Annotated in this window: 15 protein-coding genes; 12 read left to right on the top strand and 3 right to left on the bottom strand. The window is 50.4% G+C overall.

The annotated features are described in order from the left end of the window. Positions 1–46: 46 nt before the first annotated feature. Positions 47–604 carry an elongation factor P gene (gene efp / locus H6G89_RS06565; RefSeq protein ID WP_190504510.1) on the bottom strand — a complete coding sequence of 186 codons (558 nt, stop codon included), beginning with the start codon at positions 602–604 and terminating at the stop codon, positions 47–49. Positions 605–745: 141 nt separating this feature from the next. Here efp and H6G89_RS06560 point away from each other — a divergent pair, with 141 nt between their 5' ends. The 7 genes from H6G89_RS06560 (at position 746) to H6G89_RS06530 (ending at position 8,286) form a co-directional block, all read left to right on the top strand. Further along, positions 746–1,882, top strand: a complete 1,137-nt coding sequence (locus H6G89_RS06560; RefSeq protein WP_190504509.1) for a peptidylprolyl isomerase — start codon at positions 746–748, stop codon at positions 1,880–1,882. A gap of 548 nt (positions 1,883–2,430) precedes the next feature. After that, positions 2,431–3,450, top strand: coding sequence for a thiamine-phosphate kinase (gene thiL, locus H6G89_RS06555; protein ID WP_190504508.1), 1,020 nt, complete (start codon positions 2,431–2,433; stop codon positions 3,448–3,450). 2 nt (positions 3,451–3,452) lie between these two features. After that, positions 3,453–4,490 (top strand): M42 family metallopeptidase, encoded by a 1,038-nt coding sequence (locus H6G89_RS06550; protein WP_190504507.1) that lies wholly within the window; start codon positions 3,453–3,455, stop codon positions 4,488–4,490. A 429-nt stretch (positions 4,491–4,919) separates the two neighbouring features. After that, positions 4,920–5,384, top strand: a complete 465-nt coding sequence (locus tag H6G89_RS06545; protein ID WP_190504506.1) for a CBS domain-containing protein — start codon at positions 4,920–4,922, stop codon at positions 5,382–5,384. Positions 5,385–5,455: 71 nt separating this feature from the next. Next, a complete protein-coding gene (gene nblB / locus H6G89_RS06540) occupies positions 5,456–6,121 on the top strand; it encodes a phycobilisome degradation protein NblB (RefSeq protein WP_190504505.1) in 666 nt (221 codons plus the stop codon). A gap of 646 nt (positions 6,122–6,767) precedes the next feature. Further along, positions 6,768–7,544, top strand: a complete 777-nt coding sequence (locus H6G89_RS06535; protein WP_190504504.1) for a PEP-CTERM sorting domain-containing protein — start codon at positions 6,768–6,770, stop codon at positions 7,542–7,544. 292 nt (positions 7,545–7,836) lie between these two features. Beyond that, on the top strand, positions 7,837–8,286 hold the full coding sequence (locus H6G89_RS06530) for an ATP-binding protein (RefSeq protein ID WP_190504503.1): 450 nt from the start codon (positions 7,837–7,839) through the stop codon (positions 8,284–8,286). Here H6G89_RS06530 and larC read toward each other — a convergent pair. Continuing rightward, positions 8,252–9,796 carry a nickel pincer cofactor biosynthesis protein LarC gene (gene larC, locus H6G89_RS06525; RefSeq protein ID WP_190504502.1) on the bottom strand — a complete coding sequence of 515 codons (1,545 nt, stop codon included), beginning with the start codon at positions 9,794–9,796 and terminating at the stop codon, positions 8,252–8,254. The two genes, H6G89_RS06530 and larC, sit on opposite strands and share 35 nt — an antisense overlap. 62 nt (positions 9,797–9,858) lie before the next feature. Here larC and H6G89_RS06520 point away from each other — a divergent pair, with 62 nt between their 5' ends. Further along, a complete protein-coding gene (locus H6G89_RS06520; protein ID WP_190504501.1) occupies positions 9,859–10,518 on the top strand; it encodes an L-threonylcarbamoyladenylate synthase in 660 nt (219 codons plus the stop codon). Positions 10,519–10,638: 120 nt separating this feature from the next. On the opposite strand, the gene H6G89_RS06515 is transcribed toward H6G89_RS06520, so the two are convergent. After that, complete coding sequence (locus H6G89_RS06515; RefSeq protein WP_190504500.1) at positions 10,639–10,797, bottom strand: hypothetical protein; 159 nt, start codon at positions 10,795–10,797, stop codon at positions 10,639–10,641. A 209-nt stretch (positions 10,798–11,006) separates the two neighbouring features. Here H6G89_RS06515 and H6G89_RS06510 point away from each other — a divergent pair, with 209 nt between their 5' ends. The 4 genes from H6G89_RS06510 to H6G89_RS06495 all read left to right on the top strand — a co-directional run bounded on the left by H6G89_RS06510 (position 11,007) and on the right by H6G89_RS06495 (position 17,569). Further along, positions 11,007–12,254, top strand: a complete 1,248-nt coding sequence (locus H6G89_RS06510) for a HetZ-related protein (RefSeq protein WP_190504499.1) — start codon at positions 11,007–11,009, stop codon at positions 12,252–12,254. Positions 12,255–12,386: 132 nt separating this feature from the next. Further along, entirely contained in the window at positions 12,387–14,657 is a 2,271-nt protein-coding gene (locus H6G89_RS06505; RefSeq protein ID WP_190504498.1) for a PAS domain-containing sensor histidine kinase, read from the top strand. A gap of 253 nt (positions 14,658–14,910) precedes the next feature. After that, positions 14,911–16,590 (top strand): hybrid sensor histidine kinase/response regulator, encoded by a 1,680-nt coding sequence (locus tag H6G89_RS06500; RefSeq protein WP_199336566.1) that lies wholly within the window; start codon positions 14,911–14,913, stop codon positions 16,588–16,590. Positions 16,591–16,777: 187 nt separating this feature from the next. Next, positions 16,778–17,569 (top strand): M23 family metallopeptidase, encoded by a 792-nt coding sequence (locus tag H6G89_RS06495; protein WP_309229664.1) that lies wholly within the window; start codon positions 16,778–16,780, stop codon positions 17,567–17,569. Positions 17,570–17,672 lie beyond the last annotated feature (103 nt).

Genomic DNA, 17,672 nt, shown 5'->3' with positions numbered 1-17,672 from the left:
CAACGATGTGTAAACGATGTCTACACCGTGATTGAAGTTGCAACGGTTACTCCCGACCCAGGTAAGTATCCGTACGAGTGTCGATTTTAATCCGTTCTCCGACCGAAATAAACAGTGGCACCATGACTTGAGCACCCGTTTCAACGATCGCAGGCTTCGTACCACCTGTTGCCGTGTCGCCTTTAACACCGGGATCGGTTTGAGTCACTTCTAAAACTACGGAGTTGGGCAGTTCTACTTCAAGCACCTGGTCTTCCCACCGCACCACGTTGGCTTCCATGCCTTCTTTCAAATATTTGACGCGATCGCCAATTTGCGCAGCAGAAAGGCGGCTTTCCTCATAGGTTTCCATGTCCATAAAGACATAGTCCTCGCCTTCCTTGTAGGTATGCTGCATCACACTCTTTTCAAGTGTCGCCTGTGGGACAGTTTCAGCAGCTCGGAAGGTACGTTCAACCACGTTACCGTTCTGCACGTTCTTCAGTTTCGTCCGCACAAAGGCAGCCCCTTTGCCCGGTTTGACATGCAGAAACTCTACTACCCGCCACACGGACCCTTCTAAAACAATGCTGACACCGGGACGAAAGTCGTTACTGGAAATCATGAATCTATGCTGTCTCAGGAGAACAATCGGCAATTCATTTTACCGCTTGTTGGGGCTATGGGATGTGGGAAGATGAAACATGAGAATTTTGTCGATGACATCTCACGGTATTTTTCCGAATGTTACACTCCAGGAAATCCAATGATTGACTCGCTCAAACGCTGGCTCCGAGCAGGGATGGTTTCTGCTGTGCTGCTCCTACTGGCATTGACATTAAATATTGCTTTAGAAAACAGTCCTGCTGCTGCTGCTCCTGTGACTGCCGATGTTTTAATTAGCCGATTGCCTGCGGGCAACCCAATTAGCGATGGTAAAGCATTGCTGCGCTATGCACTGCCGATCGACAACCAGGCCGTGCGTAAGTTACAGGTCGCATTAGAAGATATCTCAACGACGTTACGAGTGAGTCGAAAGCGGTTAAGTGGTATTAACGGTAATTTAACGCAAGCTGAACGAATTCTCTCGCGTAAGGCAGAGTTGTTAGCCAGTGTGCCGAGCGATCGCCAACCTCAAGCTGAAGTCTTAATTACTGAGATTGGCGAGGGCATTGCTGCCATTCGCGCTGATGTCGAAGCGCAAGACCGAGAAGCGATCTGGACGAAACGCTCAGAGCTACTCGATAAAATTGGTGAGCTAGAGGAACTGATGGTGACGGGCTTTCCCTACGAGGTGCCCGCTGAATATAGCAATTTGCCTCAATTGAAAGGGCGTGCCACGATCGCCTTCAAAACCAGCAAGGGTGACATGAAGGCAGTTGTGGACGGGTACAGTGCGCCTGTGACCGCTGGAAACTTTGTTGATCTGGTGAAACGCGGTTTCTATGACAACTTGCCCTTCACCCGTGCTGAAGAATCTTATGTGCTGCAAGTCGGCGATCCCCCCGGTCCAGAGGTTGGTTTTGTTGACCCTGACACGGGCAAATATCGTGCCATTCCCCTCGAAGTTCTGGTGAAGGGAGACAAGGAACCGACCTACGGCATCACCCTGGAGGATGCTGGGCGTTTTCTTGAACAACCCGTGCTGCCCTTCTCGGCGTATGGCGCATTGGCATTGGCTCGCCCTTCCAGCGACCCCAACGGGGGTTCCTCGCAGTTTTTCTTCTTCTTGTTTGAGCCAGAATTGACTCCTGCTGGAGCAAATTTGCTGGATGGTCGCTATTCCATTTTTGGCTTTGTCACCGAAGGCAAAGAGGTGTTGGAGAAGCTGAAAGCAGGTGACTTGATTGAGTCGGCCAAGGTGGTTGATGGGTTGGAGAATTTGGTCGAGCCAAAGGCTTAGGAGTTGGTCAATGGTCAATAGTTAGTGGTCAATGGTCAATAGCTAGTGGTCAATGGTCAATAGTCAGTGGTCAATGGTTAATAGTCAGTGGTCAATGGTCAATGGTTGATAGTTTGGTATGTGAACGATTGACCATGAACGATTGACGATTGGCGGTTCTTTGGTCAATGGTCAATGGTTGATAGTTTGGTATGTGAACAATTGACCATGAACGATTGACGATTGACGGTTCTCTAGCCAAGGGTTAGTGGTTGATAGTTTCGTATGTGAACGATTGACCATGAACGATTGACGATTGACGGTTCTCTAGCCAAGGGTTAGTGGTTGATAGTTTGGTATGTGAACGATTGACCATGAACGATTGACGATTGACGGTTCTCTGGCCAAGGGTTAGTGGTTGATAGTTTGGTATGTGAACAATTGACCATAAACGATTGACGATTGACGGTTCTCTAGCCAAGGGTTAGTGGTTGATAGTTTGGTATGTGAACAATTGACCATGAACGATTGACCATTGACGTTTTCTCACGCTAAATATCTGAACCAACGTGAGTGATAAAGCCGATCTACGTTTATCTGACTTGGGGGAACAAGGGCTGCTGCAACGATTGCAGAGCTTTTGTCCCCCAGAGTTTGTTGGCGATGATGCGGCTCTGCTAACAGTGCCACCGGGGCGATCGCTCGTTGTCACAACCGATGTGCTGGTGGATGGGGTGCATTTTAGCGATCGCACCACGTCTGCTATAGATGTCGGTTGGCGAGCCGCCGCTGCCAATCTCTCAGATCTAGCGGCGATGGGAGCTACTCCATTGGGCATCACGGTGGGGTTGAGTCTGCCCAAAGATTGTGCTATCGGCTGGATTGAAGAGCTTTATCAGGGCTTGGTTGCCTGTTTACAACCCTATGCAACCCCGATAATTGGGGGTGATATTTGTCGTTCCAATGTCATAACGGTATCGATTACAGCTTTGGGGCATGTCGATCCGGCTCAGGTGATTCGTCGTTCTGATGCTCAACCGGGAGATGCCATTCTCGTGACGGGAGTTCACGGAGCCTCACGAGCAGGGTTAGAGCTATTGCTGCATCCGGAGCAGGGCGAGGGTTTGAGTTCAGGAGAGCGGGCTACCCTGACCCAGGCTCACCAACGTCCTATTCCCCGGTTGGACGTAATCCCGCTGTTACACGCTGCCTTTGAGAATACCGTTCCATTTCGAGTGGGTGGCATGGACAGCAGTGATGGGTTGGCGGATGCTGTGTTGCAAATTTGTCGTGCCAGTGGCGTGGGAGCACAGCTTGAACGCAACCAGATTCCTGTGCCTACTGAGGTTCAGTCTTGCTTGACAGCAGAACAGGCGATCGCGTGGGCACTGTATGGCGGCGAAGATTTTGAACTGGTGCTCTGTTTACCCGAAGCGATCGCCCAAGCCCTTCAGGCAAAACTCGGTTCCTCAGCGGCGATCATCGGCACGATTACCCAAAACCCTCAGGTCGTCCTCCACGACTCCAGCGGACTATACTCAGACGAGGTGCTCTCTCTTGACCGGGGGTTTCAACACTTCTCGTCTTAGTTATGGCTATTACATACGACACACTGTTCGACACGATCGCCACTTTGGTAATGCATCACTCCCCCAGTGGCGCAGAAACCGAAATCGATCGCTTCTTAATGAATCGCTTTCAAGAGTTAGGCGTCGAGGCATGGCAGGACGACGCAGGTAACGCGATCGCCAAACTCCCAGGACGCAACCCCGACCGAGCGATCGCCATCACCGCTCACAAAGACGAAATCGGTGGCATTGTCAAACGGGTTGGCACGGCGGGTAAAGTCGAGGTTCGCAGGCTCGGTGGAGCATTCCCCTGGGTTTATGGCGAGGGAGTTGTGGACTTGCTGGGCGACAGTGAAACCATCAGTGGCATTCTCAGCTTTGGCTCTCGCCATGTGTCTCATGAGTCTCCGCAAAAGGTGCAGCAGGAAGACAAAGCCGTGCGGTGGGAAGATGCCTGGGTGGAAACCAAACGTACCGACGAGGAGCTAGAGGCAGCGGGCATTCGACCGGGAACTCGGATGGTCGTCGGTAAACATCGCAAGCACCCGTTTCGACTCAAGGATTACATCGCCAGCTACACATTGGATAACAAAGCGTCGATCGCCATCTTGCTGGCACTGGCGGAGCAGGTCAAAGAACCCGCTATGGATGTCTATCTCGTGGCATCGGCAAAAGAAGAAGTTGGGGCGATCGGGGCATTGTATTTCAGTAACCGTCAACGACTGGATGCGCTCATCGCTCTGGAAATCTGCCCCCTCTCGTCAGAGTATCCAATTCAGGATGGGGTTGCGCCTGTGTTGCTCTCCCAGGACGGCTATGGCGTATATGACGAGGACTTAAACGCCCACCTCCGCCAGATCGCCAACCGCCTCCAGATTCCGCTACAACTAGCTGCGATTAGTGGGTTTGGCAGTGACGGCTCGATCGCCATGAAAAATGGACATGTTGGACGGGCAGCCTGCCTCAGCTTTCCGACACACAATACCCACGGCTACGAGATTGCTCATTTAGGGGCGATCGCCCACTGCATCGACATTCTCAAAGCCTACTGCGAGTCATAGAAGATGGTTGATTGTCAGTCATCCGGTACCAGTTCCTCACTCACCCAACCCTCAACAATTGACCACTGACCATGACCATTGACCATTGACCACTTACCCCTAACCCCTAACCATTGACCACTGACCCCTAACCCCTAACCATTGACCACGAACCACTGCCCCCTAACCCCTGACCATCAACAATTGACCATTGACCACTGACCACTGACCATTGACCATTGACCACTTACCCCTAACCCCTAACCATTGACCACTAACCACTGCCCCCTAACCCCTGACCATCAACAATTGACCATTGACCACTGACCATTGACTATTAACCACTGACCACTGCCCACCTTGTGTGATGTAACAACCTGTAAACCCTGCTCGGTTGATCCCCAGGATTTCTTAAAATAAGCCTAGAGAATCAAATTCAACTGGCTAACTATGACCACTACTGTTGCTGATGTGATGACCCGCGATCCAATCGTGGTGCAGCCAGAAACCTCCCTTAAAGATGCTATTCAAATCCTTGCAGAAAAACGGATTAGCGGACTTCCGGTGGTTGATACTAGCGGCAAGTTAGTTGGGGTAATTTCAGAGACAGACTTGATGTGGCAAGAGACAGGCGTGACTCCGCCCGCATATATCATGTTGCTCGACAGTGTGATCTATCTCGAAAACCCCAACAAATATGAGCGTGATTTACACAAAGCCTTAGGGCAAACCGTCGGCGAAGTAATGACTAAAGAGCCTATCACTGTCAAACCCGATAAACCACTGCGAGAAGCGGCTCAACTGATGCACGAGCGCAGCATTCATCGACTCCCTGTTTTGGATGCAAGCGGCAACGTGATTGGCATCGTGACTCGTGGCGATATCGTTCGCTTTATGGCGGCTCATCAAGGCTAAAGCCATGAGTGCTACACGGCTAACCGGCCATTTCCCTGTCTTTTAATAACTTTTTGTAAAGAATAATCATTATGACTGTTACGCCTGAATCTGTTCAACAACTATTGACCTCAGACGATTATGGTCAACGGCTCACGGCTATTAATCAGCTGCGTCAGTTAGAACCGACGATCGCCTTTGACATGATTCAAACGGCAGTAAATGACCCCAATGCACGGGTTCGTTATGCGGCAATCAGCCAACTAGCGACATTGGGGCAGCAAGATCTGCACAAATCATTAACCATCTTGCGCGATCGCTTACTAAATGACAAAGAGGTTGATGTTCAGGCAGCTGCTGCTGATTCAATTGGGGCACTGCAATTAAAAGAAGCCTATGAGGACTTGCAGACGATCTACCAGAGTTCCTCGGAGTGGCTGTTGCAATTTAGCATTATCGCGGCACTAGGGGAGTTGGGTGATCCACGCTCGTTTGAGTTATTGCAATCGGCTCTGGAGTCCAACAATGAATTAATCCGGACAGCAGCCGTAGGTTCCCTTGGAGAACTGGGGGATAGTCGTGCATTGCCCCTCCTCATTCCTTACGCCTCTGATCAAGACTCCCAAATTCGTTATCGGGTCGCTCAAGCCTTGGGTCGGCTCAACCATCCGCAAGCTCTCGCTGTGTTGGAAGTATTAGCAAATGATGAAGTAGAAACCGTCGCACAAGAAGCTAAGGTTCACCTCCAGGCTTCATAACGTAGCGTGTTACACTCTCCACACTTTGACAGATCCCCGGAATCTTGAGATTCCGGGGATTTTAATTCGGTAGCGATCGCCCTTACAAAACTTTTGTAGTGAACAGCACAACTTTAAAGACTAAGTAAACGTCGTTATGAGCCGATGACAAGCCCAGTGGTTCTATCAGTAAAATTGTTGACATAAGACGAACAACAGAGGTTCGTGTTCCAGTGAATCTGCCATCAACATTCACCTCTTCTAAGCTGATTTCGGAGCTAATGATTTCGGAGTCAATAGTTTCAGAGTCATTCAGTATTCATCGATCCAACTGTGAGACGGGTAAAGCTTCTTTCCCAATCTCTCGCTCCATCTACCGCAGCTAACCCGTTCTCATCCAGTGCGATCGCCTATTCCTCATTAGCGAGGAATTGATTACAAACCTTTTATTTCATCTTGAAGTCAGACTTCACGCTGGGGTCGTTCCACGCGCCCAATTTGTGCTGCTGACATCTCCTTTATCTCGGTTCATTTCCCTGGCTCAATCACGCACCTACAGCGGGAGCATTGCAGGTCAATTTCTGCTGCCGTAGCCAACCCTGCTGGAGGTTACACACTCAAATCTTTGTACTCCTCACTTACCACTCAAACAACTAGGAGAATGGCAATGACAACGACTTTTCAGAAATATTTGACCGTTGCCACCGCAGCCACTGCTGCAACTGCTGCATTGGCAGGCGTGGCGGGATCTGCTGAGGCTGCCACCTTTGGTACTGACGGCATTCAGTTTGATCAAGATACTGAAGTGGAATTTCAATTTCAGACCTCCCACGGGGCTTACAAGTCAACTCTGAGTATTTACAAAGTTGACAATGGCGCGGTCGTGGAGAATTCTGCCTTTGTCCTGTTCTCTGAAACAAAAAGCTCCGACAATGGTGGTGCAAACGAATGGAAGGGTTCATTCGGTAATGCAGTAACCTCTCAGACGGGGGTTAATTCAGTGTCTTACAAGTTCTTGGGTGGTACGACTTACACATTTGGACTCAGCAGCACTCGCAACGGCAACAACATGGGAAGAGTCTATTCGACCACTGCGTTGAACTTGTTTAACAACGCCAACACGCAACAGGCTGTATTTGGGACTCAGGTTGCAGAAGAAGTCGATCGCTCAACAACCAACACATTTGCTAATGCTTCTCAGCGGACATCGGCTGATCCCTTTGCCGAGGAGGGAGTGGATATTGGCTTTGACGATCGCGGCAACAGCAATGACACCGACTTTCAGGACTTTGTCATTACCGCATGGGCAGAGCGTCCTGAAATCAAGGAAGAACCTCCTGTCATCGAGGAAGAGCCAGAATCCGTTCCGGAGCCTGCAACCCTGGCAGGACTTGGTTTAGCGGCGAGCACTCTGGTGATCTCGCGTCGTCGCAAGCGGGCTTAAGCCTAAACCCACCATTTCCTGAAGGATAGCTCGATTTCAGTGATGTATCCCGACTGCTATCCTCCTTGCCGTGCAGGGGGGATAGTTTTTTCCTATAGATGGCAGCAATCGCTTCATGCTACAATAGCAATAGTCCAGTGGGCATACTGAGATTTGTAAAGTAAGCATCTACATCGTTTGACTTACTGATGTTGTCGTTAGGCAACGATTACATTCCAGGTAAGTCCTTAGCTGCCTTATGGGTGGTCTAGGGGCAATTCGTATCCACTTGCAAGCAGCGAGGTTCTATTGAGTGATTGCTATCTCTCTGCGCCCGACGGGACGCAGGTGGGGCACCGTTAGCTTCGCCTCCACTCTCCATCTTTCTCCTGTTCTAGATTTGTTGCTGGTCGATGTTCCGGTTCGATGGCAACCAGAGATTCGACTCGGTTTACAAGAAGCGTTGGTCAATGCTGCCAAGCATGGTAACAACTTAGACCCTAAGAAAAAAGTTTTAGTTGAGTACTTCATTGTCGAGGGGCAGCACTGGTGGATTATTTCTGACCAGGGAACCGGATTTTCCCCTTCTTGTTCATGCACGCTCGATTGCACTAAGAAGCATGTGCAGGAGCTAGATGAATGCGGAAGAGGGCTTTATATCTTACATCAAGTGTTTGACCAGGTGCATTGGAACGAAGACGGCACTGAGTTAAGGCTTTGTAAGGAAGTCAAGCAGTCATCTCGCCTGCCATTGTTGTACTAGCCATCGTTGTATTAGCCGTCGCATCGGTCATTGTATTCTTCTCTGTATTAACCTCTTGTTCGGTGATGGCCTGCCGTTTGTGCCACGCTTGTTGCGCTAATCGGTGAACCTCTCGCCACGGGATATTGTGTTGGCGAGCGATCGCCGCACAGTCTTCATATTCAGGCTGAGCGTTGGTCAGCGATCCCCGGTGCCACGCTACTTTAACCCTGACCTCACCATAGGGCGTTTGTACGGTTTGGATCATACGCTGCAAGATGCTTCGTTGTTGCATAGAGCGACGAATGCCAAGCGTGGTTGTTTCCCGAAAGATCAAAGACTCACACGCTTCAATCTGATCGGGGTGGCAGATTACATTCAGCAATAGACCCGGACGGGATTTCTTCATGGCGATCGCCTGAGTAAATACATCCACTGCCCCTACTGCAAACAACGCCTCCATCACATACCCGATCGCCTGCGGATTGAGATCATCAATCTGAGTTTCGAGTACTGCGATCGTTTCTTGCAGGTCGGCGGTTCCAGAGCCAGGGATTACTCTATTCGCTTCATGTTTTTCCTGCTCTCTGAACTGCGGCTCTCTTCTCTCTTCTTTCTTCTCTCTTCTCTCTTCTCCTGCTGCTTCTCCAATCCACAATCGCACCATATTAGGAATCGGTAGGTTACGAGAGCCTGCCCCCAAGCCGACTTTTTGTAGGGTCATGGTGGGGGGTGCGCCAAAATCGGTAGCCAGGGTAGTGGCGATCGCGGCTCCGGTTGGAGTCACCAATTCTCGTTGAATGCCATTGCTATAGATCGGCACCTGCCGCATTTCCCATAGTTTCAACACCGCAGGACTGGGTACAGGCAGTTGTCCATGGGCTGCCCGGATGGTTCCACCCCCCGTTGGCATGGGGGAGCAATACATTTGCTCAATGCCCAACCAGTCTAACCCCAGGCAAGTCCCAACAATATCGACGATCGCATCCGTGGCTCCCACTTCATGAAAATGCACTTGGTCGGGGGAGATGCCATGAACGGCTCCCTCTGCCTCAGCTAACCGACGAAACACGGCTAAACTCCAAGCCTCTACTCGCGGTGGCAACTGGGCAGCTCGAATGAGTTGCTCGATTTCGGGCAGGTGACGGCTGTGCCCGTGGTCGGTTTCATGCGGCTCGTGGTTGTGGTCACTGGAATGGGAGTGCGAGTGTTGCGAGTCGTGTGTATGAGTGTGCTGGATAGAGTTGCTCTTGGTACTATGGAGATGGTGGGCAAAAGTCGTGTGTGGATCGACCCCCTCCTCAGCGGATATTCGATGCTTTGGTTCAGACAGTAACTCGACGTGGACTTTGGTAGCTTGCTGCCCGTTACGATGAACCAGCTCTGCCCATAGGCGGTATTCATGGGAGATGCCTAACGGCTTTAATTTCTCTGCTAGATAGTCCAGGGGCACCCCGGCGTGAACTAATGCCCCAAGGCACATATCTCCTGCAAGACCCGTCGGACATTCTAGATAGGCAATCTTTGTCATGACTGATGAGGAAGGGGCGATCGCGAGGGAAATAGTGAGGCTTTTACTGAGGAGAAACTGTTATGGCAACAATTTACACAATCCATCCGGATACGCCTCAGACTCGTGAGATAGAACATGTTAGAGGTGCGCTGCGTGAGGGTGCTGTCATGCTTTATCCCACTGATACAGTCTATGCGATTGGCTGTGACATGAATTCAAAAGCCGCCATAGAGCGGGTCAGACGGATTAAACAATTGTCTAATGATAAACCTTTAACATTTCTCTGCTCATCCCTGTCAAACATCGCCCACTATGCGGCAGTCACTGACAGTGCATACCGAATTATGCGTCGGCTGATTCCGGGTCCGTTTACGTTTCTCCTCCCTGCAACCAAGCTAGTGCCGAAGTTGGTGATGAACCCGAAACGGAAAACGACTGGCATTCGCGTTCCCGACCATGCCATTTGTCAGGCATTGCTAGGCGCGTTGGAGAATCCGATCATTTCGACCTCGGCAAACCCTACGGATGATGTAGAGATGGAAATTCGCAAGAGTGACCGTGTCTCAAAAGCGGAGTTGTTTGACTGCTTTGAGAAATTAGTTGATGTGATTATCGACGATGGGCTTGATCTGACGTATCACGTCTCTACGATTTTAGATTTGACTACGGATGAGCCAGTGCTTGTCCGGCGTGGCTTGGGGTGGGAATCGGTGCCATCGTGGGCAGTCGAGGCAGGCTAACCAGAGAATGCAAGTAGCGAGGCAGAACCACAGGAACGACCTGTTTTTTGAGATGAGAAGGCAACGGATAGCCGATCCAGATGCTAGACTGTCCACCAACCCGAAAGGACAGAACCGCAGTCAGAGGAACCAGTGCATATCGTTGCTCAAGCGAGTGAGGGTAGATGGAATAAGGGTTAGAGGCGATCGCTCACCCCACCCATGCACCGTTAGCCTGAAAATAAATCGAGCGATTGGCAAACCACCTGAGAAACTGCCATAGCAGCGGAGAGAGTTCACCGTAGTCCTTAAAAATTGAGGTGTAGACAGTTATGACAGTCAGGGAAGGAAACACACGCCAGTGCAGGAGGGTTGCCAAACAACCCAGTCACGTCAGGCAATGCCCTCTGCACCATTACAAAGGCTCATGTTGATGATGTTGACTCCGTCCTCAGTTTCCCCGGTTTCCTTCCAGGCTGTCTCTACCTCTACCCTGTGCTCTACCCACCATGAACGTCGAACCCTTAAATCCACCCGGATCAAGCCATAGTGACCATAACACCTCCTCCAATGCAGCCGACACTTGCGCTGCCACCGAGGCTCAGACACTGCTTCAACGCGACAAACTGACCCAATTTCTGTTGGGTGAATTTCGCACAGAGTTGCCCGATAGCACCGCGAGCATGACTGTGGTAGCACAACGCCTTGCCGCAGAAGTGATTCGGATTTGTATTAAGAGCGATCGCATTCAAACATCAGGGCAGGTTCAAAACTGGCAAATCACGCTAGCACGGCATCGTCAGCAAAAATGTTTAGCCTACTACAAGCTCGGTTCTCGCCGAGGCAGGGTCGATTTACACAGCAGCCTGAGTGCCATGGTCTACCGCCATGTTGCCTCTAGCCGCGCACAACTTGGGTTTCAAGCTCGTTATAACTTGATCGAAGACTTCTTGCAAAGCTTCTACATTGAGGTGATGAAAGCGTTTCGTCGGGAAAACGAATTGCCCGATAGCTATACGCCCAAAACCCGGTTGGAACTGGCGGAATATATGGCATTCACAGAGCACTATGCCAAACGCCGCATCACGTTGCCCGGTCGCCGCAGTCAACAGTTGATTGTGTTGCGAGCCCAGGGATTTGCCCGTCGCCAACCCGTCGAAACCGCAATGGATATCGAGATGGCGATGGAATCTGCCAAGAGCGAAGAAGCTGAATTGCAGAATCGATCGCCCCTGGCACAACAGGTGCGCGAACAGATGGTGACGGATGCGGTTGATCCCTCGGAGTCGGTGTTGCGCGATCGCGTCATTAACGAGTTAGTGCAGTATCTGGAATCTCAGGGTCAGTCTGATTGCGTTGATTACTTAACGTTAAAACTGCAAGATTTGTCGGTGCCCGAAATTGATGAAATTTTAGGACTGACCGCTCGTCAGCGTGACTATCTGCAACAACGGTTTAAGTATCACGTTGAGAAGTTTGCTCGGTCACATCGCTGGCAACTGGTGCATCAATGGCTGGGTGCTGATGTTGACCAAAACTTAGGGATGCCGCAGCAACAGTGGGAAGCCTTTTTGGCGCAACTCACCCCAGAGCAGCAACGATTGTTATCCCTCAAGGGACTGCAAGCGAGCGATCGCCCCCTGGCTCAGCGTACGGATGAAGAGATCGCCAAAGCCCTCAATTGCACCCCTAAACAGGTACAAAAGCGGTGGGTCAAATTACTAGAACTGGCATGGCAGTTCCGCAACAAAGCGTAAGGTTGGAAGTCAAGCGTGATTTGTCCGTCGTCAATCGTCAGTTATCAATCGTCAGTTGTCATATCGTTGATGGTTGGGTGCTTGTACAGTTGGCGATAAGCCAAGGATGAATGCCAACAGGCAAAAGACAACATGAGAGAACCCGTGCTGGAGCTCTTAACCACGTTACTCGATGCGACGAGTGTCCCACCCCAGGGATACGACGATCGCTGGAAAACTGTCCTTGTCTGGCTACAAACGATTTCAGACACAGTGATCGTTCTGGCGGGCTACTCCATTCCACTGCTTCTACTCTCCTTACGCCAGCAGCAAAATCTGCCTTTTGCCAAGATCCTCAGTTTATTCGGGGTGTTTCTCGCCACCTGGAGCACGGCTCATATTTTAGAACTCTGGACATTAGAATATCCATTTAGCTGGATTGTGGGACTCGTTCAGGCAGGAGCAGCAGGGATTTTAACCTACCTCACCTGGGAGTTGTTTAGAGTTCTGCCCATTGTGGCATCACCCACTCACAATGGCTCTAAAGTCACTCAAGCTGCAATACTTAACGCCATCCCGGACTTGATGGTTCGCTTGAGTCAAGATGGAGTTTACCTCGACATTTTAGAGTCGAAGGCGATCAAGGCGTTTAAGCCAATGCCAGAGATTTTAGGCAAACGCCTGGAGGACGTTTTACCGACTGAGATTGCTCAAACGGCTGTGCAATATATTCGGCAAGCCCTGACAACGCAGGAGGTACAAGTCTACGAATATCGATTGGACGACACCGATCGCGTTCAAGATTTTGAAGCCCGCATTGTTGCCTGTGGCACAAAGGATGTGTTAGCGATTATTCGCGATATCAGCGATCGCAAACGCAGTGAAGCAGAGCGGCAGCAAACAGAAACGGCATTGACTCGACGAGAAGCACAATTTCGCGCTCTGGTACAGCATTCTTCAGACATGATTGTGGTTGTCGGCGTTGATGGCAACCGCACCTACGTCAGTCCCTCCGTCAAAGCAATTTTAGGCTATGCCCCAGAAGAGTTGATTGGGCGCAGTGCCTTTGAGTTGATTCATCCGGAGGATATCCCCCGGACACAAGCTGCTTTTTACACCGCTGTACAACAACCCGACGCCCCGGTCAAAGTTGAGATTCGCTTTCAGCGAGTCGATGGGTCTTGGGCAATTCTAGAGTGTGTGGGCAGCAACCAACTGAGTGAACCGAGGATTGCAGGCGTGGTGGTGAATTGTCGGGATGTCAGCGATCGCACCCAGGCAGAATACGAGATTCGTCAACTCAATGAGCAATTAGAACGGCAGAACCGCAATCTAGAGGTATTAGTCGAGCAACGCACCGCAGAATTGCTCACCTTTATTAATGCTCTGCCCGATTACATCTTTGTGGTCAATCGAGATGATATGCGGATGCAATTTTGCAATGACGCACTGGCACAGGCGATCGGCGTTCACAGTCGGCATGAGGTCGAAGGCAAGACGATTTTTGAGTGTTTTTCGGCGGAAATTGCCGCTGCTTTTGCCGAGCAAAACGAGGTAGTATTTACCACGGGGGAGACGTTACACTTCCAGGAAAAGTATGCGGTGGTGACGGGCACTCCCTATCTCGACACTTTTAAAATTCCCTTAAAACGCTTCAGTGGTGAGGTTTACGCTCTGATCGGTGCCTCTCGCGATATTACAGAGTTAGTCGAGGTGCGCCAGACACTCTGGCGACAAACCCTTGAACTAGAGCAAACCAATCGCGAACTGGATTCCTTTTCCTATTCGGTGTCTCACGACTTGCGTGCGCCTCTACGACACATTCGTGGTTTTGTCAGTGCGTTGCGGCAACAGCTAGAGCGAGGCGAGCAGGTCGCACCCAAAGTAACCCACTACCTCAACAATATTGACAGCAGCACTCACCGGATGGCATTACTGATTGACGGGTTGCTGACCCTGTCACGAGTGGGGCGACACAAGATGGAAAGGCATCCGGTTGACCTGCGCCAGTTAGTGAACCATGCAATTGATCTCCACTCTCCTGAGGATGACTGCTCAATCGAATATCAGATTGGGAATTTGCCAACGGTTGAGGGGGACGGCACCCTGCTCCAACAGGTCTTTAGCAACCTGATTAGCAATGCGGTCAAATTTAGTCGCGATCGCCACCCTGCTCAAATTAAGATTGGCACTACGGTCGAAGGAGCTATTTTTATTAAGGACAATGGGGTAGGGTTTCCCATGGAATACGCCAATCAACTGTTTGAGGCGTTTCAGCGGTTGCACTCACAACATGAGTTTGAGGGCACAGGTATCGGGTTGGCGATCGTCCAGCGCATCGTGCAGCGTCACAGTGGCTCCATTTGGGCAGAGAGCCAGGTCAACCAGGGAGCCACCTTTTATTTCACCTTAAATCAGGTGTGATGCCTGAGTTGCGAGTTCTTCACCCAATCGGATACAAAATCCGTGGGCATTTGCGGTTGTTATGATTTAGTAACCTAATGATACTGTTATGCAACTGTCAGAATGGTAAGACCAAAGGGGCAGGGTTGTTCTTGCTCGCAGGCACGGGTTTCACCCCTGCCCTTACCTTCACTCCCTTTTTGTCCTCTGTTGAAATTGACCAATCACGTCCGGCAATAGCCGCATGGTTATGGAAGCGTGTTCCGCTACATCGATGTCAACATCCTCATCCCTACGGTTACTCATTGTCGAGGACTCTATGTTTGATGTGGAGTTGCTGGTGTTGGCTTTAGAACAAGCTGGAGTCGATTTCTCCTATGATGTGGCGGATACGGTGCTAGCGATCGAGCAATTGTTGCGATCGCACTGTTATGACGTGGTGTTGTCTGACTATCGACTGCCGGGGTTTACGGCTTACAAAACCCTCGATCTGGTGCGTCAGTCTAAACAAGACATCCCCTTTATTCTCGTCACAGGCACATTGGGTGAAGAGGCGGCTGTCGAGTGCATTAAGGCAGGAATGACAGACTATGTGTTAAAAGACCGTCTGTTTCGGTTGCCGATGGTGTTGGCGCGATCGCTCACCGAATTTGATTTACGACGACAACAGCAGGCTGCTAATGAGCAGATTCGGCAACAGGCAGAGCAAGAACAGTTGCTGAATCAGATCCATCGAGCCTTGAACTCCAGCCTGGATGTTGATTACATCTTGCAAAAGATTGTCCGCCTGACAGGGGAATGCTTTCAGGTCGATCGCGTACATCTCACCTCGTTCGACACAGAATACTTCAAAATTGTTTGCGAGTGGCGAGCCACGGAAGATGCGTACACCCTGCAACACGCCCAATTTCCGATTGCCCAGTGGGCTGATGTGCTCGATCCCGACTCGCCCTTGTGGATCCGTAACGTCTTGCACGCCCCCGACTATCAAAACTTGCCCCATCCGCCAGAGCGATTACAAAAAATTATCGACGCTCAAATTGTGTCTCTCTTAAGAGTGCCGATTATCATTCGCAATGAAATGTTTGGGGGTTTGGTGCTGATGACGCACACTCCCCGCACCTTTACAGATGCTGAAATTCATTTACTGGAGCGCATCGCCGACCAGACTGCGATCGCCCTCACCAATGCTCAAAGTTATGAGTACCTGGAGCAACTCGTCCAGAAACGAACTCAGGAATTAGAACGAGAAAAGCAAATTTCTGAGACGGCAAATCGTGCCAAAAGTGAATTTTTGACCCACATGAGTCATGAGTTAAGAACTCCGCTAACCGGCATTTTGGGATTTTCAAGCCTGTTATTAAAGGAGGTTTTTGGCTCACTAAACGACAAACAACGACAGTATGTGCAAGGAGTCCAGTCGTGTGGACAACACCTGCTAGACCTGATTAACGATTTGTTAGACTTATCCAAGATTGAGGCGGGCAAAGAGGATTTACTGTTTGAAACCGTTTACGTCAAAGAAATCTGTGAAGCCTGCATCAGCATGATCTCAGAAATTGCCCATAATCGGGGGCTACAGGTCGGTTTCACACTCGATCCAACGGTTTCAACCTGCAAAGCAGACAAACGCCGCCTCAGACAAATTTTGTTTAATTTGCTATCCAATGCGGTCAAGTTTACCGAGGCTGGGTCCGTGCGCCTGGATGTCACTCAAAGCGATCGCACGTTACACTTTGCCGTGACTGACACGGGCATTGGCATCTCACCCGATGACCAACTCAAATTGTTTCAAGCATTTCAACAATTGGATAGCGGACTCAGTCGCAAATATGAAGGGACAGGGTTAGGGCTGGTGTTAGCGCAAAAACTGGCTCATCTGCATCAGGGCAGCATTACAGTGACATCTACGGTTGGTCAAGGCAGTTGTTTTACGCTGCACTTACCGCTGTAAATGGAGGGGCAATGTCCCCACACCTTGTACTTCACCCAGGCAGATACCGCTATAAATGCAAAAAAATAGTGAATTCCTTTGAACAATTCAATACAAACTTGGTGTATTAGTTATCTTTGAGTATGTTTGTAGCTGAACGCAATAGCGTCCTGGAACTGTGAGGGGTGGAGTGTTTCCCTAAGTCGTCATGATGCACAACAAAAAAATTCGTTTTGGCAAAATGCTGTTGACAGCAGGTGTCGCTTTAACCTGCTTCGTGATTTTTGAAACTCACCAAAAGATGTTAGGGGTAGCACCAGAGACGATTGAGCGATCGCCTGCCGCTGCGCCTCCAACCCAGGTCACTCCTCCCCCAATGTCGCCCCAACAGGCACGCCCAACCCCTACCGTCCAGCGATCGCCCCTCGCCTTAGCCATCGATCAGGGGTCACCCAACACCGCTCCAACTCAAGTTGACCCGAGCCAATTAGCCGTCAATGAGTGGGTAGGGGCTTCTTTTCCAGTCGAAAACTTCCAAACCTATACCTCACCCTTTGGCTATCGCCGTTCCCCTACGGGGGGCTACACTCAAGAATTTCACTACGGTTTAGATTTGGCGGCTCCTGAAGGCAGCTACATTCGCAACTGGTGGGCTGGGACTGTTGTCGAAGTGTCAGACAATAGTAATTGTGGTACTTCCGTTGTTGTAGAATCGGGCAACTGGCTACATATTTACTGCCATATGCAGGGACATGTTGCTTCTGATCGCAACGGACGGTTTATGATAGACCGCGAGGGTGGCATCCAAATTTGGGAAGGGCAAACCGTTCTCGCTGGGCAACGCATTGGGCGGGTTGGCATGACCGGGCGCACCACAGGTCCACACCTGCACTGGGGCTTGAAATACGATGAGAACTGGGTTGACCCAGCGTTGGTGTTGCGAGCCATGTATTCTGAGCAGCAAAACGCGGCTCGACCTGGCGCAAATCAGGGACCGTAATTGGGTATAGCCGATAGCCCTGGCTGAAGCAATACCCCTTTTTTCAGCGATCGCAGAGAGTTGTGATTGGCTGCAAAGCGTGTGGATAAAAGCATGTATTTGT

This window comes from Oscillatoria sp. FACHB-1407 (assembly GCF_014697545.1).
In the GTDB taxonomy this organism is placed as follows: Bacteria; Cyanobacteriota; Cyanobacteriia; order Elainellales; family Elainellaceae; genus FACHB-1407.
Note: the sequence above shows the minus strand (reverse complement) of the source record. Positions and strands in the feature narration are given on the sequence as shown.